This is a genomic window from Variovorax paradoxus, assembly GCF_009755665.1.
Classification (GTDB): Bacteria; Pseudomonadota; Gammaproteobacteria; order Burkholderiales; family Burkholderiaceae_C; genus Variovorax; species Variovorax paradoxus_G.
In genome coordinates this window covers 3,714,587-3,732,251 of record NZ_CP046622.1, presented here as the reverse complement: position 1 = coordinate 3,732,251, position 17,665 = coordinate 3,714,587, and the positions used below count along the sequence as shown (strand labels likewise).

At 66.0% G+C, this 17,665-nt stretch carries 18 protein-coding genes; 16 read left to right on the top strand and 2 right to left on the bottom strand.

Annotated features, from left to right (window positions below; all coding sequences use genetic code 11):
- The first annotated feature begins 51 nt into the window (after positions 1-51).
- The 16 genes from glpD (at position 52) to GOQ09_RS17285 (ending at position 15,888) form a co-directional block, all read left to right on the top strand.
- Entirely contained in the window at positions 52-1,725 is a 1,674-nt protein-coding gene (gene glpD / locus GOQ09_RS17360; RefSeq protein ID WP_157614648.1) for a glycerol-3-phosphate dehydrogenase, read from the top strand.
- Positions 1,725-2,798 carry an ABC transporter ATP-binding protein gene (locus GOQ09_RS17355; protein WP_157614647.1) on the top strand — a complete coding sequence of 358 codons (1,074 nt, stop codon included), beginning with the start codon at positions 1,725-1,727 and terminating at the stop codon, positions 2,796-2,798. The genes glpD and GOQ09_RS17355 overlap by 1 nt, the downstream gene beginning before the upstream one ends.
- Before the next feature lies 1 nt (position 2,799).
- Positions 2,800-3,870: an ABC transporter ATP-binding protein gene (locus tag GOQ09_RS17350; protein WP_157614646.1), complete on the top strand. Its 1,071-nt coding sequence runs from the start codon at positions 2,800-2,802 to the stop codon at positions 3,868-3,870.
- Positions 3,871-3,922: 52 nt separating this feature from the next.
- Complete coding sequence (locus GOQ09_RS17345; protein ID WP_157614645.1) at positions 3,923-4,813, top strand: carbohydrate ABC transporter permease; 891 nt, start codon at positions 3,923-3,925, stop codon at positions 4,811-4,813.
- Positions 4,810-5,622 carry a carbohydrate ABC transporter permease gene (locus GOQ09_RS17340; protein ID WP_157614644.1) on the top strand — a complete coding sequence of 271 codons (813 nt, stop codon included), beginning with the start codon at positions 4,810-4,812 and terminating at the stop codon, positions 5,620-5,622. Before GOQ09_RS17345 ends, GOQ09_RS17340 begins: the two co-directional genes overlap by 4 nt.
- Position 5,623: 1 nt before the next feature.
- Positions 5,624-5,932 (top strand): DUF2160 domain-containing protein, encoded by a 309-nt coding sequence (locus GOQ09_RS17335; protein ID WP_126749024.1) that lies wholly within the window; start codon positions 5,624-5,626, stop codon positions 5,930-5,932.
- Positions 5,933-6,024: 92 nt separating this feature from the next.
- Positions 6,025-7,845, top strand: a complete 1,821-nt coding sequence (locus GOQ09_RS17330; RefSeq protein WP_165442096.1) for an ABC transporter substrate-binding protein — start codon at positions 6,025-6,027, stop codon at positions 7,843-7,845.
- Between the two features lie 146 nt (positions 7,846-7,991).
- On the top strand, positions 7,992-8,972 hold the full coding sequence (locus GOQ09_RS17325; RefSeq protein ID WP_157614643.1) for a dialkylrecorsinol condensing enzyme: 981 nt from the start codon (positions 7,992-7,994) through the stop codon (positions 8,970-8,972).
- On the top strand, positions 8,962-10,098 hold the full coding sequence (locus GOQ09_RS17320) for a beta-ketoacyl-ACP synthase III (protein WP_157614642.1): 1,137 nt from the start codon (positions 8,962-8,964) through the stop codon (positions 10,096-10,098). Before GOQ09_RS17325 ends, GOQ09_RS17320 begins: the two co-directional genes overlap by 11 nt.
- 2 nt (positions 10,099-10,100) lie before the next feature.
- Positions 10,101-10,496, top strand: a complete 396-nt coding sequence (locus GOQ09_RS17315) for a hypothetical protein (protein WP_157614641.1) — start codon at positions 10,101-10,103, stop codon at positions 10,494-10,496.
- Positions 10,493-11,473: a BtrH N-terminal domain-containing protein gene (locus GOQ09_RS17310; protein WP_157614640.1), complete on the top strand. Its 981-nt coding sequence runs from the start codon at positions 10,493-10,495 to the stop codon at positions 11,471-11,473. The genes GOQ09_RS17315 and GOQ09_RS17310 overlap by 4 nt, the downstream gene beginning before the upstream one ends.
- Before the next feature lie 351 nt (positions 11,474-11,824).
- The gene (locus tag GOQ09_RS17305; protein ID WP_157614639.1) at positions 11,825-12,733 is read left to right on the top strand and encodes an ABC transporter ATP-binding protein; all 909 of its coding nucleotides are present in this window, start codon (positions 11,825-11,827) and stop codon (positions 12,731-12,733) included.
- Positions 12,734-12,740: 7 nt separating this feature from the next.
- On the top strand, positions 12,741-13,898 hold the full coding sequence (locus GOQ09_RS17300) for an ABC transporter permease (RefSeq protein ID WP_157614638.1): 1,158 nt from the start codon (positions 12,741-12,743) through the stop codon (positions 13,896-13,898).
- 41 nt (positions 13,899-13,939) lie between these two features.
- Entirely contained in the window at positions 13,940-14,170 is a 231-nt protein-coding gene (locus tag GOQ09_RS17295) for an acyl carrier protein (RefSeq protein ID WP_157616750.1), read from the top strand.
- 138 nt (positions 14,171-14,308) lie between these two features.
- Positions 14,309-15,388, top strand: a complete 1,080-nt coding sequence (locus tag GOQ09_RS17290) for a beta-ketoacyl synthase N-terminal-like domain-containing protein (protein WP_157614637.1) — start codon at positions 14,309-14,311, stop codon at positions 15,386-15,388.
- Positions 15,385-15,888 (top strand): hypothetical protein, encoded by a 504-nt coding sequence (locus tag GOQ09_RS17285; protein ID WP_157614636.1) that lies wholly within the window; start codon positions 15,385-15,387, stop codon positions 15,886-15,888. The genes GOQ09_RS17290 and GOQ09_RS17285 overlap by 4 nt, the downstream gene beginning before the upstream one ends.
- 30 nt (positions 15,889-15,918) lie before the next feature.
- Here the strand turns inward: GOQ09_RS17285 and GOQ09_RS17280 are convergent, their stop codons facing one another.
- Positions 15,919-16,545 (bottom strand): HD domain-containing protein, encoded by a 627-nt coding sequence (locus GOQ09_RS17280; protein WP_157614635.1) that lies wholly within the window; start codon positions 16,543-16,545, stop codon positions 15,919-15,921.
- Between the two features lie 4 nt (positions 16,546-16,549).
- Positions 16,550-17,641 carry a lytic murein transglycosylase B gene (gene mltB, locus GOQ09_RS17275; RefSeq protein WP_157614634.1) on the bottom strand — a complete coding sequence of 364 codons (1,092 nt, stop codon included), beginning with the start codon at positions 17,639-17,641 and terminating at the stop codon, positions 16,550-16,552.
- Positions 17,642-17,665: the final 24 nt, after the last annotated feature.

Genomic DNA, 17,665 nt, shown 5'->3' with positions numbered 1-17,665 from the left:
GAACCGTACTAAGGGAAAACTCGGGGGAAAATCGCGTCAAAAGGAATCCAAATGAAAAGACGCGAAAATACAATGGCGCCCTCCAGTGATTTAAGTCACGAACCAACGGGCCCATCTTCTGTGAGCGATTTCTCCTCCAATTCGCCTCTGCCGGCAACCGATTGCGATGTGCTGATCGTCGGCGGCGGCATCAACGGGTGCGGCATTGCGCGCGACCTGGCCGGCCGGGGCTGGCGCGTGGTGCTGTGCGAAAAGGACGATCTCGCCTCGCACACGTCTTCCTCGTCGACCAAGCTCATCCACGGTGGGTTGCGCTACCTGGAGTATTACGAGTTCTCGCTCGTGCGCAAGGCGCTGCAGGAGCGCGAAGTGCTGCTCAAGAGCGCGCCGCACATCATGTGGCCGCTGCGCTTCGTCATGCCGCACGACCCGTCGATGCGGCCGGGCTGGATGATCCGCATCGGCCTTTTCATGTACGACCACCTTGCCAAGCGCGAAGTGCTGCCGGGCTCGCGCAGCATCGACCTGCGCAGCCATGCGGCCGGCGCACCGCTCAAGCCGCAGTTCAAGCGCGGCTTCGTCTATTCGGATGGCTGGGTCGACGACGCGCGGCTGGTGGTGCTCAACGCGGTCGACGCCCGGGCGCGCGGCGCCGAGGTGCTCACGCGCACCCGCTGCGTCCATGCGCAGCGCGACGCGGAAGGCTGGACGGCCACGCTCGAAGCCGCGGATGGCGGCATCCGCGTGGTGCGTGCCCGTGCCGTGGTCAATGCGGCGGGGCCGTGGGCGGAATCTTTCCTGCGCGGCGTGGCGCAGTCGGCCAAGGGCGAGGCGCTGGCCACCCGGCACCTGCGGCTGGTCAAGGGCAGCCACATCGTGGTGCGGCGCCTGTTCGAGCACGACCATGCCTACATCTTCCAAAACCCTGACAAGCGCATCATCTTCGCGATTCCGTACCAGGACGAGTTCACGCTGATCGGCACCACCGACATCGAACTGAACGCCGACGATCCCGGCGCGGCGCGCATTGCCGACGAAGAGATTTCCTATCTCTGCACCCAGGCCAGCCGGTATTTCGAAAAGCCGATCGTGCCGGCCGATGTGGTCTGGACCTACTCAGGAGTGCGCCCGCTGCTCGACGATGCCTCGGGAGACCCGTCGGCCGTGACGCGCGACTACATGCTCGAGTCCAACACCACCGCGGCGCCGCTGCTGTCGGTGTGGGGCGGCAAGATCACCACCTTTCGCAAGCTGGCCGAAGACGCGGCCGACGAAGTCGGCAAGATGCTCGGGCAGCCGAACGCACAACGCCCGGCCTGGACCGACGGCGCCTTTCTTGCGGGCGGCGATCTCTCCGGGTGGATCGGCGCACCGAAGCGCCCGAACGACGACTTCGAACGCTTCGTGGCCGCTGTGCAGGCCCGCTACCCATGGCTCGATGCCAAGCTTGCGCGGCGCCTCGCACGCGCCTATGGTGCGCGCGTGGCCGAACTGCTTGGCGATGCGCAGTCCATGGCCGATCTGGGCGAGGCCGTGGCGCCGGGGCTTCATGAGCGCGAACTGCGGTTTCTGCAGGAAAGCGAATGGGCCATGAGCGCGGACGACGTGCTTTGGCGCAGGTCGAAGCTCGGCCTGCGCTACACGGCCGAAGAACGCGCGCAGGTGGCCGCCTGGCTGCAGGCGCATGCAAAGAACAACAGCAACACGATCAACCGGGAGCGCTGATGCAATTGACTCTGGAGCGCGTCACCAAGAAGGTCGGCGCGCAAACATGGCTCTACGAGCAGAACATCGCCCCGCGAAGCGGCGCGGTCACCGTGCTGCTGGGTGCCACGCAGGCCGGCAAGACCAGCCTGATGCGGCTCATGGCGGGGCTCGACACGCCGACCACCGGCAAGGTCCTGGTCGACGGCAAGGACGTGACCGGCATGCCGGTGCGCGAACGCAACGTGGCCATGGTGTACCAGCAGTTCATCAACTATCCGTCGCTCAAGGTGGCCGACAACATCGCCTCGCCGCTCAAGCTGCGCGGGGAGAAGAACGTCGACACCCGGGTGCGCGAGCTGGCGGACAAGCTGCACATCGGCATGTTCCTCGACCGCTATCCGGCCGAGCTTTCGGGCGGGCAGCAGCAGCGCGTGGCGCTGGCGCGCGCGCTCGCCAAGAACGCGCCGCTCATGCTGCTGGACGAGCCGCTGGTCAACCTCGACTACAAGCTGCGCGAAGGCCTGCGCGAAGAGCTGACGCAGCTGTTCGCAAGCGGGGACTCCACCGTGATCTATGCAACCACCGAGCCCGGCGAGGCGCTCCTGCTCGGCGGCTACACGGCCGTGATGGACGCCGGCGAGCTGCTGCAGTACGGCCCCACGGCCGAGGTGTTCCATGCGCCGCAGTCGCTGCGCGTGGCGCGCGCCTTCAGCGATCCGCCGATGAACCTGCTGCCCGGCACTGCATCGGCGGGCCGCGTGCAGCTCGCGGGTGGCCCCGCGCTGGCGCTCGCCGTGCCTGAAAACGTGTCGGGCGCGGTCACTGTCGGCCTGCGCGCAAGCGCGCTCAATGTGGGGGCGGGGGAGGGCGACATCGGCCTGCCCGGCAAGGTGGAGCTGGCCGAGATTTCCGGCTCCGACACCTTCGTTCACGTCCATACCGCGGTCGGCGAACTGGTGGCGCAGCTCACCGGCGTGCACCGCTTCGAATTGGGCGCCTCGATCACGCTGTACTTCAGCCCCTCGCAAGCCTATGTGTTCGATGCCGGCGAAAAGCTGGCGCTCGCGCCGGCATGGCGCAAAGGAAACTGACATGGCCCGCATCGACCTGGACCTGGCCCACGCCTACCGCCCCAATCCCACGCAGGACAGCGACTACGCGCTGCTGCCGCTGCAGATGAGCTTTCGCGACGGCGGCGCCTATGCCTTGCTCGGCCCCTCGGGCTGCGGCAAAACCACCATGCTGAACATCATCTCGGGCCTCTTGGTGCCTTCGCAGGGCACCGTGAAGTTCGACGGCCGCGACATGACGCGCGCCACGCCGCAGGAACGCAACATTGCGCAGGTGTTCCAGTTTCCGGTGATCTACGACACCATGACGGTGGCCGAGAACCTCGCATTCCCGCTGCGCAACCGCAAGGTGCCTGAAGACCAGATCAAGAAGCGCGTGGGCGAGATTGCCGAAATGCTCGACATGAGCGGCCAGCTCAACCAGCGCGCGGCGGGTCTCGCGGCCGATGCCAAGCAGAAGATCTCGCTCGGCCGCGGGCTGGTGCGCAGCGACGTTTCGGCCGTGTTGTTCGATGAACCCCTGACGGTGATCGACCCGCACCTGAAGTGGCAGCTGCGGCGCAAGCTCAAGCAGATTCACCGCGAGCTCAAGCTCACGCTCATCTACGTGACGCACGACCAGGTCGAGGCGCTCACCTTTGCCGAAGAGGTGGTGGTCATGACGCGCGGCAAGGCCGTGCAGGTGGGCAGCGCCGAGGCATTGTTCGAGCGGCCGGCCCACACCTTCGTCGGCCACTTCATCGGCTCGCCCGGCATGAATTTCCTGTCGGCGAAAAATGCCAACGGCGCGCTCGAAGTGGCAGGCACGCCGCTGGTGCCGACGCGCCAGTTGCCCGAGGGCTCGATCAAGCTGGGCATCCGGCCCGAATACCTGCGCGTGGTCGAAGCGCGCGCGCAGGGCGCCGTGCCCGCCACCGTCACGCAGGTGCAGGACGTGGGCACCCATGCCATGCTGAGCGCCGACGCCGGCGGCACCGCGCTCAAGGCTCGCCTGCATGCCGATGCGCCGCTGCCCGCCGTAGGCGAGACCGTGTGGCTGCGCGTGCTGGACACCCACACCTGCTATTACCGCGACGAGGAGCTGGTTGCATGAAGAATGCATCGCAACAAGGCCGCGCCAACCCCTTACCGAAGATGGAAGCCCCATGGACGCCGTGAACAAACCCATCAACCAGAAGGCCTGGTGGCTGGTGCTGCCGGTGCTGATCTGCGTCGCTTTCTCGGCCATCGTGCCACTGATGACGGTGGTCAACTATTCGGTGCAGGACATCATCTCGCCCGAGCGCCGCGTTTTCGTCGGCACCGAGTGGTTTGCCGCCGTCATGCGCGACGGCGAACTCCACGCTGCCCTCTGGCGCCAGCTCGGCTTCTCGCTGTCGGTGCTCGCGGTCGAGATTCCGCTGGGCATTGCGCTCGCGCTCTCGATGCCTGCTACCGGATGGAAGTCGTCGGCGGTGCTGGTGGTGGTGGCGCTCTCGCTGCTCATTCCGTGGAACGTGGTCGGAACCATCTGGCAGATCTACGGCCGCGCCGACATCGGGCTCTTGGGCCATGCGCTGCAGAAGATGGGCATCAATTACAGCTACACCGGCGACGCGACCGATGCATGGCTTACCGTGCTGATGATGGACGTGTGGCACTGGACGCCGCTGGTGGCGCTGCTGTGCTTTGCAGGCCTGCGCTCGATTCCCGATGCGTACTACCAAGCCGCGCGCATCGATGGAGCCAGCAAGTTCGCGGTGTTCCGCTACATACAGCTGCCCAAGATGCGCGGTGTGCTGATGATCGCGGTGCTGCTGCGGTTCATGGACAGCTTCATGATCTACACCGAACCGTTCGTGCTGACGGGCGGCGGGCCGGGCAACGCGACCACCTTCCTGAGCCAGTACCTCACGCAGAAGGCGGTCGGCCAGTTCGACCTGGGCCCGGCGGCGGCTTTCTCGCTGATTTATTTCCTGATCATCCTGCTGCTGTGCTTCATCCTCTACAACTGGATGCAGCGCGTCGGTACCCAGAAGGCGGAGGTGGAGCAATGAACGAGCGCAGATTCCGCAAGCGCAGCATCTTCCTGCTGCTCTATATTCTTTTTGCGCTGTTGCCCATCTACTGGATGGTCAACATGAGCTTCAAGACGAACGGCGAAATCCTTTCGAGCTTTTCGTTTTTTCCGCAGCAGTTCACCTGGGCCAACTACACGCGCATCTTCACCGACGCGTCGTGGTACTCGGGCTACATCAACAGCCTGATCTACGTGGGCATCAACACGGTGATCTCGCTCACCGTGGCGCTGCCGGCGGCCTATGCGTTCTCGCGCTACTCGTTCCTGGGCGACAAGCATGTGTTCTTCTGGCTGTTGACCAACCGCATGACGCCGCCCGCGGTGTTCCTGCTGCCGTTCTTTCAGCTCTACAGCACCGTGGGCCTGATGGACACGCACCTGGGCGTGGCGCTCGCGCACCTGCTGTTCAACGTGCCGCTCGCGGTGTGGATTCTCGAAGGCTTCATGAGCGGCATTCCGCGCGAGATCGACGAAACCGCCTACATCGACGGCTACAGCTTTCCGAAGTTCTTCGTCCGCATTTTCCTGCCGCTGATCAAGGCCGGCGTGGGCGTGGCGGCTTTCTTCTGCTTCATGTTCAGCTGGGTCGAGTTGCTGCTGGCGCGCACGCTCACCAGCGTCAACGCCAAGCCGATCGTCGCGACCATGACGCGCACGGTGAGCGCCTCGGGCATGGACTGGGCTACGCTTGCGGCCGCCGGCGTGCTCACCATCGTGCCGGGCGCGATCGTGATCTGGTTCGTGCGGCACTACATCGCCAAGGGCTTTGCGATGGGGAGAGTCTGAAATGTTTGCCTGGATGTCCTGGACCACTCCGGTGGCCGTGTTCTTCATCTGCATCGCTCTCATGCTGGTCGGCATGACGGTGTGGGAGATCAAGTCGCCCACCACGCTGCGGCGCGGCTGGCTGCCGATCGAGACCACGCGCGGCGACCGTTTGTTCATCGGGCTGCTCTCGGCGGCCTATATCAACCTGATTTACATCGGCCTTGCGGAATGGGCGAAATCCGCAATGACGCTGCAGGCCGAGCCTTCGATCTGGATCGGCTTTGTGTTTTCGATGCTGGTGCTCGCGCTGATCATGCGCAAGGGCTAGCTCGCGTACTCCGGCAATTCGGCCCGGTGCTTCCCCGGGGCCGAGGTGAATACAGCCGCACACGGGGAAGCGAAGGAACGAGGAGATAAACCATGAAGTTGCGCTACACCGCGCTCGCGGCCGCTATGGTGCTGGCACTGTCGGCCTGCGGAAAGAAGGACGAGCCTGCAGCCCAGGCTCCGGCAAGTACCCCGGCACCGGCTCCGGCAGCGGCGCCCGCCGCGGCCACTCCGGCAGCGGCACCGGCGGCGCCCGATGCGGCGGCCAAGTGGATCGACAGCGAATTCCAGCCGTCGACTCTCAGCAAGACGCAGCAGGCGGAAGAACTGAAATGGTTCGTCGACGCCGCGGCGAAGCTCAAGGCCAAGGGGGTGAACGAGATCTCCGTGGTCTCCGAAACCATCACCACGCATGAATACGAATCGAAGACGCTGGCCCGCGCCTTCGAGGAAATCACCGGCATCAAGGTGAAGCACGACCTGATCCAGGAAGGCGACGTGGTCGAGAAGCTGCAGACCTCCATGCAGTCGGGCAAGTCGATCTACGACGGTTGGATTTCGGACTCGGACCTGATCGGTACCCACTACCGCTACGGCAAGATGATGAACCTGACCGACTACATGGCAGGCCCCGGCAAGGAGTTCACCAACCCCGGCCTCGACGTTGCCGACTTCATCGGCACCAAGTTCACCACCGCTCCGGACGGCAAGCTCTACCAGCTGCCCGACCAGCAGTTTGCCAACCTGTACTGGTTCCGCGCCGACCTGTTCGACCGCCCCGACCTGAAGGAAAAATTCAAGGCCAAGTACGGCTACGACCTGGGCGTGCCGCTCAACTGGAGCGCCTACGAGGACATCGCCGAGTTCTTCAGCGTGGATGTGAAGAACATCGACGGCAAGCCGATCTACGGCCACATGGACTACGGCAAGAAGGACCCGTCGCTGGGCTGGCGCTTCACCGATGCGTGGCTCTCGATGGCTGGCACCGCCGACATCGGCATTCCCAACGGCCTGCCGATCGACGAGTGGGGCATTCGCGTGGCCGACGACAAGTGCACGCCGGTAGGCGCGGCCGTGTCGCGCGGCGGCGCCACCAACTCGCCGGCGGCCGTGTATGCGCTCACCAAGTATGTGGACTGGATGAAGAAGTACGCGCCGCGCGAAGCCACGGGCATGACCTTCGGCGAAGCCGGCCCCGTGCCCGCCCAGGGCCAGATCGCGCAGCAGATCTTCTGGTACACGGCCTTCACGGCGGATATGGTCAAGCCGGGCCTGCCGGTGGTCAACGCCGACGGCACGCCCAAGTGGCGCATGGCCCCGGGACCGAACGGCCCCTACTGGAAGCAGGGCATGCAGAACGGCTACCAGGACGTGGGTTCGTGGTCGTTCTTCAAGGGCCATGACGAGAACAAGACCGCGGCAGCCTGGCTGTACGCGCAGTTCGTCACCTCCAAGACGGTGTCGCTCAAGAAGACCGTGGTGGGACTGACGCCGATCCGCGAATCGGACATCAAGTCGCAGGCAATGACCGACATGGCGCCCAAGCTGGGCGGCCTGGTCGAGTTCTACCGCAGCCCGGCCCGCGTGGCATGGTCGCCGACCGGTACCAACGTGCCCGACTATCCGAAGCTGGCCCAGCTCTGGTGGAAGAACGTGGCCGAGGCCGTGACCGGCGAGAAGACGCCGCAGAAGGCAATGGACACGCTGGCCGACGAGATGGACGACGTGATGGCCCGCCTGGAGCGCGCAGGCATGGACAAGTGCGCGCCCAAGCTCAACCCGAAGGGCGACCCGGCCAAGTGGCTGAGCGACCAGCACGCCCCCTGGAAGAAGCTGGCCAACGAGAAGCCGAAGGGTGAAACCATCGAGTACAACAAGCTGCTCACCGCCTGGAAGGAAGGCAAGGTGCGCTGATCCTTCAGCGTTCGCAAAAAAGCCGCGCCAATTGGCGCGGCTTTTTTTTCGTCCATTCGTGGGGCCGGCGCGACGGCATGACCAATGGCAGATGCGCCAGGCGTACGGTTGGCTTACATTCGACGGCCCTCGTTTCGCCCCAGCAAGTGACCTCAAGCATTTCCAGCCCCGCCGCGCGCCACAAACGTGTCCTGGTGATTCACTATTCGCAGACCGGCCAGCTCGGCAGCGTCGCCGAGCAGATCGTCGCGCCTCTCAAGGCCGATCCAGGGATCTCCGTGCATGTCGAAACGCTGCGCCCGCTGGCGGATTTTCCGTTTCCCTGGCCGTTCCTGACCTTCTTCGACGCCTTTCCCGAGTCGGCGCACCTGAAGCCGCCGCCGCTGGCGCCGCTCTCGCTCAGGGGCGACGAGGACTTCGACCTTGTCATCCTCCCGTACCAGGTCTGGTTCCTGGCGCCGTCGCAGCCGATCGTCGCCTTCCTGAAGCATCCGCTGGCAGCGCAGCTGCTGCGGGGCAAGCCTGTTGTCACTGTGATCGCCTGCCGCAACATGTGGCTGCTGGCGCATGAAAAGCTCAAGGGCCTGCTCGACGCCGTGGGTGCGCGTCTGATCGACAACGTGGTGCTGACCGACCCCGGGCCGACGCTTGCCACCTTCTTCACCACGCCGGCCTGGCTGATCTGGGGCCGCAAGCGCGGCTTTTGGGGCATGCCCGACGCCGGTCTCAGCCAAGGGCAGATTCGCGGTGCCGGCCGTTTTGGCCGTGCGCTGCAGGGGGCGCTTCACAGCGATCTCGAACGCGGAACGCAGCCGCTGCTCTCGGGGCTGGGGGCCGTGCGGGCCGATGCAAAGCTCCTGATCAGCGAAAAAGCCGGCACCCGCAGCTTTTTTCTCTGGGGCAAGCTGATCATGGCCGCGGGGCGGCCGGGCGCGTGGCAGCGCAAGCCGCTGCTGTTGCTGTACGTGGCCTTCCTCCTCGTGCTCATTGTCACGGTCGTGCCTGTGAGCTTGACGCTCCAGGCGCTGCTGAGGCCGTTGTTCAAGGGGTGGCTGACTAAAATGACGGCTCATTTCGAGCGCCCGTCGGGCTCGGCCACGGACCGTTCTCCCCGCTATGACGACTGATGTCTTTCTGACCCGCACTGCCGCCTTTCTGCCCTTTTCCCCGGTCAGCAATGAAGACATCGAAGACGTTCTCGGTCGCATCGGCGGCAAGGCTTCGCGAGCGCGGCGGCTGATTCTTCGCAGCAACGGCATCCAGTCGCGCCATTACGCGATCGACCGGGCCACTGGCCAGCTCGCCATGAGCAACGCGCAGCTCACCGCTTCGGCCATCCGGGCGCTGGGCAGCGACATCGGCCCGGTCGACTGCCTGGTTACCGGCACGTCGCTGCCCGACCAGCTGATGCCCAACCACGCGGTCATGGTGCACGGCGAGCTCGGCTGGCCGCGGCTCGAAGTGGTGGCTTGCGCGGGCATCTGCCTGGCGGGCACCACGGCGCTCAAGCACGCCTGGCTCTCGGTGCGTTCAGGCGACGCCCGCCGTGCGGTTGCCACGGGCTCCGAATTGGCCTCTGCAGTGATGCGCGGCTCCCGCTTCGAGGCCGAGCTGGAGCACAAGCTGCAGGCGCTCGAGGAGCGGCCCGAGATCGCTTTCGAAAAAGATTTTCTGCGCTGGATGCTCTCCGACGGCGCCGGCGCCGTGCTGCTCGAGCGCGAGCCGCGCGGCCCGTTGTCGCTGCGCGTGGAGTGGATCGACCTGTCTTCCGCCGCGCACGAACTGCCGGTGTGCATGTATGCGGGCGCCGACAAGAACACCGAAGGCGGCCTGGACGGCTGGGCGCGCACCGCGCCTGAAGACTGGCAGCGCGAGTCGACCTTTGCCGTGAAGCAGGACGTGCGCCTGCTCAACGAGAACATCGTTCGCGCCACACTGGGCGAGCCGCTGGTAGCCATCATTGAGAAGCGGGGCCTGAGGGCTGCCGATGTCGACTGGTTCCTGCCGCACCTCTCGTCGGGCTATTTCATCGAACCCGTGAGCCAATGCCTGGAAGCCATGGGTTTTGCCATTCCGCGCGAACGCTGGTTCAGCAATCTTGCGACCAAGGGCAACACCGGCTCGGCATCGCCCTACATCATGCTCGACGAGCTGTTCCGTTCGGGCCGCATCAAGCCCGGCCACAAGCTGCTGATGTTCGTGCCCGAAAGCGGCCGCTTCTCCAGCGGCTTCATCTACCTGGAAGCCATCTAACCATGGACCTCGACGCCGTTCCGCAAGAAGGCAATGCCACCTTGGATGGCCACGCCAAGCTCATGTACGCGCGCGACGCGCAGGGCCGCGTCGTCACCACCCGGTCGCGCGGATGGGAGGCGGAAGAAATCGTCACCAGCCACGCGGTCGACGTGCTGGTCGAGCAGGCGCAGGCCGCCAGGGAGCGTGTGGCCCAGGGGCTCGCATCGCCGCTCGAATACTGGATGTACGAGCGCCGCATGGACGTGGCGCTGCTCTCGCAAACCAGCGGCTTCTGGCAATGGCGCGTGCGCCGCCACTTGAAGCCGAAGCATTTTGCGGCGCTGCCCGAGAAGCACCTGGCGCGCTACTCGGAGGCGCTGGGCCTGCCCATTTCCACCTTGCAAGGCCTGCCGTGAAATTCGAACACCAACAAGCGGCACACTGCGAAAGCGGCGTGATCTCGAACCTGATGCGCCACCACGGCGTGCCCATGACCGAGAGCATGGCGCTCGGCCTTTCGTCGGCGCTGTCGTTCGCCTACCTGCCGTTCATCAAGCTGTCGGGCCTGCCGCTCATCTCGTACCGCATGCCGCCCAAGGCCATCATCAAGGGCCTGCTGGCCCCGATGGCCGCGCGCTTTCGCTTCGAGACCTTTCGCAGCCCCGAAGCCGGCGCACAGCGCCTCGACGCCTTGCTGGCCGACGGGCAGCTCGTGGGTTTGCAGACCTCGGTCTACTGGCTGCCGTACTTTCCGCCCAACATGCGCTTTCACTTCAACGCGCACAACCTGCTGGTGTACGGCAAGGAGGGCGACGACTACCTGATCAGCGACCCCGTGTTCGAAGAGCCGGTGCGCTGCGCCAGTGCAGACCTGTCGCGCGCGCGCTTCGCCAAGGGCGTGCTCGCGCCCAAGGGCCTCATGTACTACCCGCAGGCCATCGAGCGCAAGGCAGTCGACGCTGCATCGGTCACAAAGGCGATCCGCAAGACCGTGCGCAACATGCTGGCGCCCATTCCGATCGTCGGCGTGCGCGGCATGCGCACGCTGGCCAGCCGCATGCAGAAGCTCCCGTCCGGCGATCCGCGCAGTGTCGACTTCATCGGCCATGTGGTGCGCATGCAGGAAGAAATCGGGACCGGCGGGGCAGGGTTCCGATTCATCTATGCCGGCTTTCTGCAGGAGGCGGCGGTACTGCTCGACAAGCCGCAGCTGCAGCAGATGTCCGAACGGCTCATCGCCATCGGCGACGGCTGGCGCGCGTTCGCGCTCAAGGCGGCGCGCATGGTGAAGGGGCGCGAGCCGGTCGATCCTGCCGCGCTGGCCGATCGTCTGCGTGAACAGGCTCAGCAGGAAGAAACCTTCTTTCGCGATCTGAAGGCTGCTGTTGCTTGAGATGACGCATTGGTTTTCTGTTCGCCGCGTTGTGTTTGAAATGCGTTGCTCGGGGCGCGCACCCGCCGACGGGGTGCCTTTCTCCGCGAATGTCCCCCGGCCTGCGGCCTCCTCCTTTATTTCGCTGCGCAAGGCACCCCGCCAGCGGGTGCGTTGCACAGAGCAGTCGTTGATCAGCGGTACACCACGAGCGTGCCCAAGTGCACAGGGCATCGGGTGCTCCGCGCAGCGAAATAAAGGAGGAGCCCGAAGGGCGGGGGACATTCGCGGAGGGGAGTACCCGGTGGCCTTTGCACCCGCCCTGAACCAGCGGCGCCCCGAACAACAGCGCGCCCAAAGAGCAACCGCTACATGCTCGAACTGAAGAACCTCAGCTACCGTTATCCGCACGCCGATGCGGCCGCGTTGGCTGACGTCTCGCTCGCCGTCCCCAGAGGCTCCGTGATGGGCTTGCTCGGTCCTAACGGCGCAGGCAAGACCACGCTGATCTCCCACCTGTCGGGTGCGCTCGCAGTGCAGTCAGGCGAGATCCATATCGACGGCCAGCCACTGCAGCAGGTGCGAGCCAAGGCGCCCACCCGCATTGCGGTCGCTCCGCAGGACCAGGCCTTCTACCCCATGCTCACCGTGGCCGAGAACCTTGCGTGCTTTGCCGCGGCCGGGGGGCTCTCTGGCGAGCGCAAGAAGACGCGCATCGAAGCCTGCACCCGCTTTTCGCAGCTTGAACAGTTTGCGGGCGTGCGGGCCGAGCGGCTCTCGGGTGGCCTGAAACGCCGATTGAACCTTGCGATTGCGCTGTTGCCCGAACCTGAGCTGATGCTCTTCGACGAGCCAACCGTGGGCGTCGATCCGCAATCGCGTGCGTTCATCCTCGACGCGATCAAGAGCCTCGCGCAGCAGGGCGCCGCCGTGATCTATGCCTCGCACTACATGGAAGAAATCGAGGCCATCGCCGACCGCGTGGCCATTCTTGACCGTGGCCACGTGCTGCGCGAAGGCTCGCTTGAAGAGCTGCTGTCGAAGAGTGCAATGCTGCTGACACTGGCAGCCGATGGCCTCGACGAGGCCATGCTCTCGCGCTTTGGCACTGTGGAGCCGGGCGGTGTGCATTGGCGCGTGCACCTGCACGAAGGCACCGGTCCCGGCCCTGTGCTGGCGGCGCTGGAAGCCGAAGGCATCGAAGTGCGCCACGCGGAATTCGGCCGCCACGACCTGGAGCAGCTCTTCATGGCGCTCACCCACCGCTCGTTGCGCGACTGAACACGCCATGCTCTTCGCACTCATCAAGAAGGAACTGCTGGCCCTCGTGCGCGACATGCACGGGCTGGCCGCATTGTTCCTCATGCCGATGGTCTTCATCGTGCTGATGTCGCTCACGCTCAAGGACATCTACCGCCCACCGCTCGCCGAGCTCAGCTATGCCGTGGACATGCGCGACACCGAAACGCCGGCGCAATGGCTGCAGCAGATCTGGCAGCGCAGCCACGGTGCGCCTGAAGCGCTCGGTGCCGACTGGGAGGCACGGCTGCGCAGCGGCGCGCTCAAGTACGTCATCGTGCTGGAGCCGGGCCTCTCGGCCGAGCTCGAATCAGCCGCGCTCTCGACCAAGGCGCACGTCCGTTTGCTGACGGAGCCGGGCATCGACGCGAACCTGTTCAATGCCCTGCGTGCCGAACTCGTCGGCGCCTCCGGCGAACTGAAGGCCCGGCTGGCGCTTGCGGTGCCCGGCACCTCCGGCCCGCCGCCCGGCGCTTCGATCCAGGCGCTGGTGAATGCCGAGCGCTATTCCACCGCCGGGCCGCGACCCACGTCGGTGCAGCAGAACGTGCCGGCATGGCTGGTATTCGGCATGTTCTTCGTGGTGGCGTCGCTCTCCAGCCTGTTCGTGCAGGAGCGCAGCTCGGGCGCGCTGGGCCGGCTGCGCAGCCTGGGTGTGTCGCGCTTCATGTTGCTGATGTCCAAAGCCTTGCCTTACCTCGGCGTCAACGCGCTGCAGGCCGTGTTGATGCTTGCTGCCGGCATCTGGCTGATGCCCCTGATCGGCGGCGATGCGCTTTCGCTTGCGGGTATCGATTGGGGTGCGTTGGTGGTTGCGCTGGCGGCCGTGAGCCTGGCCGCGGTGAGCCTGTCGCTCGCGCTGGCCTGTGCCGTGCGCAGCCATGCGCAGGCCGCGACCATCGGCCCGATGGTCAACGTACTCATGGCTGCTGCCGGCGGCATCATGGTGCCGAAGTTCGTCATGCCGGGCTTCATGCAGCGGCTGGTCGAAATCTCTCCGATGAACTGGGGGCTGGAAGCTTTGCTCACCGTGCTGCTGCGCGGTGGCGGCGTGGCCGACACCCTGCCGCAGATCGGCCGGCTCGTGCTGTTTGCGGCCGCCATGTTCCTGCTCGCCGTCTTCTTGTTTCGCAGGCCTGCATCGTGACCGACTCCGTATCCGCCGAATTCATCGCCAGCCTGAAGGCCATGGTGCTCGAAGCTGTTGAAAAAGAGGCGCCTCCGGGCGGCCTTGGCGACGACGAGCCGCTGTTCGGCCCCGAAGCCCGGCTCGACCTCGACTCGCTCGACGCGCTGCAGGTGTCGATGACGATCCAGCAGCGCTTCGGCGTACGCATGCCCGACAGCAAGGAAACGCGCCGCGCACTCACCTCCATCGCACACCTGGCGAGCCACCTGGCGCAAGCGGGCAAGGCATGAGCGCCGCGCCGGGCCGCCCCAAGCAAGCTCGCTCCCGCTTGGCGGGAAGGCGCGTAGCGCCAAGGGTGCACCTATGAGCGCCGCGCAGGGCCGCCCCAAGCAAGCTCGCGCCGCAGTGCGTAGCACGAAGGCTGTCTGATGACGACTGGGGGCGTGTACCTTGCCGGCATGGGCTTGGCCTGCGCGCTCGGCAACGATCTTTCATCTTCCGTCGCCGCACTTGCGCGCGGCGGCGTACCGCCCACGATGGTCGCCGTCTCTGAAGGCGTGCAGTGGCCCGTCTACACGCTGCCGCCGCAGGATGGCAGCTGGATCGAGCGACTGGAACGCATCGTCCGTAGCGTGTCGGCGCAGGCGGGTGAAGGCGCGGGGCGTTCATGCCCGCTCTTCGTTGCGTCCTCTTCCCTGGACATCGGCCATATGGAGCACGAAACGCAAGACCTGCGCCTGGGTGGCGATCTCCAGGACTTTGCCGGGCTCGTGGCCGGTGCGCTCGATTGGCAGGGGCCGGTGTTCACCATCTCGACGGCCTGCACCTCGGCGATCAATGCCGTGCTCGCAAGCTGCGATCTGATTCGAAGCGGCGAAGCCGAAGAGGCGCTGGTGATCGGCGCCGAACTCGGCAACCGCTTCACCGTGGCGGGCTTCGGCGCCATGCAGCTGCTGTCGCCCGCAAGCGCGCGGCCTTTCGGCGCCGGGCGCAACGGGCTGGTGCTCGGTGAGGCGGTGGCCGCATTGCGCCTCAGCTCGCACCCTGGGCGCTGGCGGATTGCGGGTGGTTCCAACGTGGTCGACGGGCGCAATCCTTCGGGTACCGAAGCCAGCGCGGTGATCGCCATGTGCCACGAAGCATTGGCGCAGAGCGGCCTTGGCGTGCATGACATCGATCTGGTCAAGGTGCAGGCCGCGGGCAGCCCGGTCAACGATGCGATCGAGGCTGAGGCGCTGAAGCAGGTCTTCTTCGACGCGCTGCCGCCGCTGGTGTCGCTCAAGTCGCTGATCGGGCACACGCTGGGTGCCTCGGGCGCGGCTGAACTCGCCTTGCTGCTTGGCTGCATCGAAGCCGGTGCCTGGCCTGCCGTCGGCTATGCCGTCGAAGATGAGCTCGGCATTGCACTGAGCACACAGGCTCCGGCCAGGCTGCGCAACATGCTGCTCAACGTGGTGGGATTCGGCGGCGGGCATACGTCGCTGGTGCTGCAGGATTGCACGGCATGAGCACCCATCTCGAACAGGCATGGCGCGTCGCGTCGCACTTCACCGCCGATCCGCTGCCGGCGGATTGGCGTGACCAGCTGGCGCACCGGCTCGGCCGCCGGCCGCGGCGTGTGGGCCTGTGGACCGAGCTGGCCATGTACGGCGCGCGCCGCTGCCTCGACGAGACGGGCGAGGCGGCTTTGCCGGCCGGTGCGCGGCTGCGCGTGTCGAGCATGCGCGGCGCCTGGGGAGCGACGCATGCGGCGCTGGCCCAGCTCGATGCGGGCATGCTGATGCCGTTCACCTTCATGCAGAGCCAGCCCGCACTGATGCTGGCGGAGGTCGGTCGTTGCCTTGAATGGCAAGGCGACGCGAGCTTTGCACTGTGCCGCGATCCGCAGCAGCTGCTGCGGCTTTCGCGAGCAGGCGCTGGAAGTGCCGGCGTGCTGGTCGGCGTGGTGGAAGAGGAGCGCAACGGCGGAAGGCCGCGTTCCGAATGGTGGCGGCTGGTGCCGGCCTGAAGCACTGCGGGCCGGCCCGCGGGCGGGTTGTCAAGCCGCTGCCGCGATCGACCGGGCGAGGTTGGCACGCGCTCGCGCCTCGAGCAGCGCATGCATTTGCGGCGTGGTGTAGATCGCCTCTCGCTCCAGGAAGCGCTGCAGAATTTCGCGGCGACGCGGCCGGCGGATTTCGTCGGGCACAAAGGCGTATTCGGCATGTACCTGCCGTTCGTATTCGTCAAACCGCGCGCGCTCGGCGCCGAGGATCGACAGGTCGATGTCGATCAGCAGTTCGGCGTCGCGGCCCTCGGGCACGGCGTTGTGCCGGGTGGCCATGACCAGTGCATGCACGCGCTCAGCCGCTTCTTTCGGCGCTCCCTGCTCGAGCATTGCGCTTCGTGCCCAATCGGCACTGCGAGCCTCGTTGTCGTGCGCATGCACGTCGTAGATGGCGTCGTGAAACCACAGCGCAAGCGCCACTTCGCCGGGGCGCTCGGCCAGATCTTTCTGTTGCTCGAACCACGCGAGGCATTCGCCCAGGTGCTGCATGGTGTGATAGCGGCGCTGCGGTTCGCAGTAGCGGCGCTGCAGTTCGATGCACAGCGCTTCGTCGGCGCTGGCCACGCCCAGCGCATGCCAGGCGGCGTTCCAGTTGGCCAGCAGCGCCTCGGGCGTCATGGGGTCATTGCTCCATGGCGGCCTTGACCTCCTGGCCGAGGTCGAGCACCGACATTGCGTAGTAGCTGCTCCAGTTGTAGCGCGTGATCACGTAGAAGTTGCGCGTGCCGGCCACGTAGGTCGGCGGTGCGTCGGCACCGTTCTGCAGTTCGATCAGCGCCAGCAGCCCCTTGTGCCGCAGGCCATCGCCTTCGGGTACCGCGCCGGCCGCCACGAAGCTGTCGATGCTGAAGGTCGGCAGGATGTCCGGCGCCAGGAGCAGCGGCTTCTTGAGGCGCTCTTCCTCGAAACGCACCGGGTAGACGGCCGGCATGCCCGGCTTCCAGCCGAAGGCCTTGAAGTAGCTGGCCACGGAGCCGATCACATCGGCGGTGTTGTCGACCAGGTCGATGCGGTTGTCGCCGTCGAAGTCGACTGCGTACTTGGCGATGCTGCTCGGCATGAACTGCGGCATGCCCATGGCACCGGCATAGCTGCCCACGGGCACCAGCGGGTTTTCGGACGTGCGGCTTTCGGTGCTCAGAAAGCTTTCGAGTTCGCCGCGGAAGAAGGCTTCGCGCTCCGCCGCGCGCGGGTGCGCCTGCGGAAAGTCGAACGACAGCGTGGCCAGCGCATCGATCACGCGAAAGTTGCCCATGTTGCGGCCATAGATGGTCTCGACGCCCACGATGCCCACGATGATTTCGGGTGGCACGCCGTACACCTGCTCGGCCCGCGCGAGCGTGTCGGCGTTGTTGCGCCAGAAGCGCACGCCCGCCGCGATGCGCATCGCATCGATGAAGCGGCTGCGATAGACCTGCCAGTTCTTTACCGAACCCACCGGGCCGGGCAGCATCAGGCGCGGCACATTCGGCAGGAAGCGCGCGCTGCCGATGGTGGCTCGCACCCATTCGCGGTCCAGCCCGCGGCGCTCGGCTACCTCGTCGGCGAAGCGCATGGCGTCCTCGCGCGTGGCATAGGGCGTGCTGCCGGTCACCGTCTTCACGCTGCGGGCGCCGGACGTTTTCTGGGCTTGCGCCCCCGTAGACCACGCGCAGCAGGCGGCCAGGAGGGCGATAGAGGCGGCGCGGAAGGGCGCAGGAAGAAAAGATCGCATAGGGCGATTGTGCCGCCCGCCCAG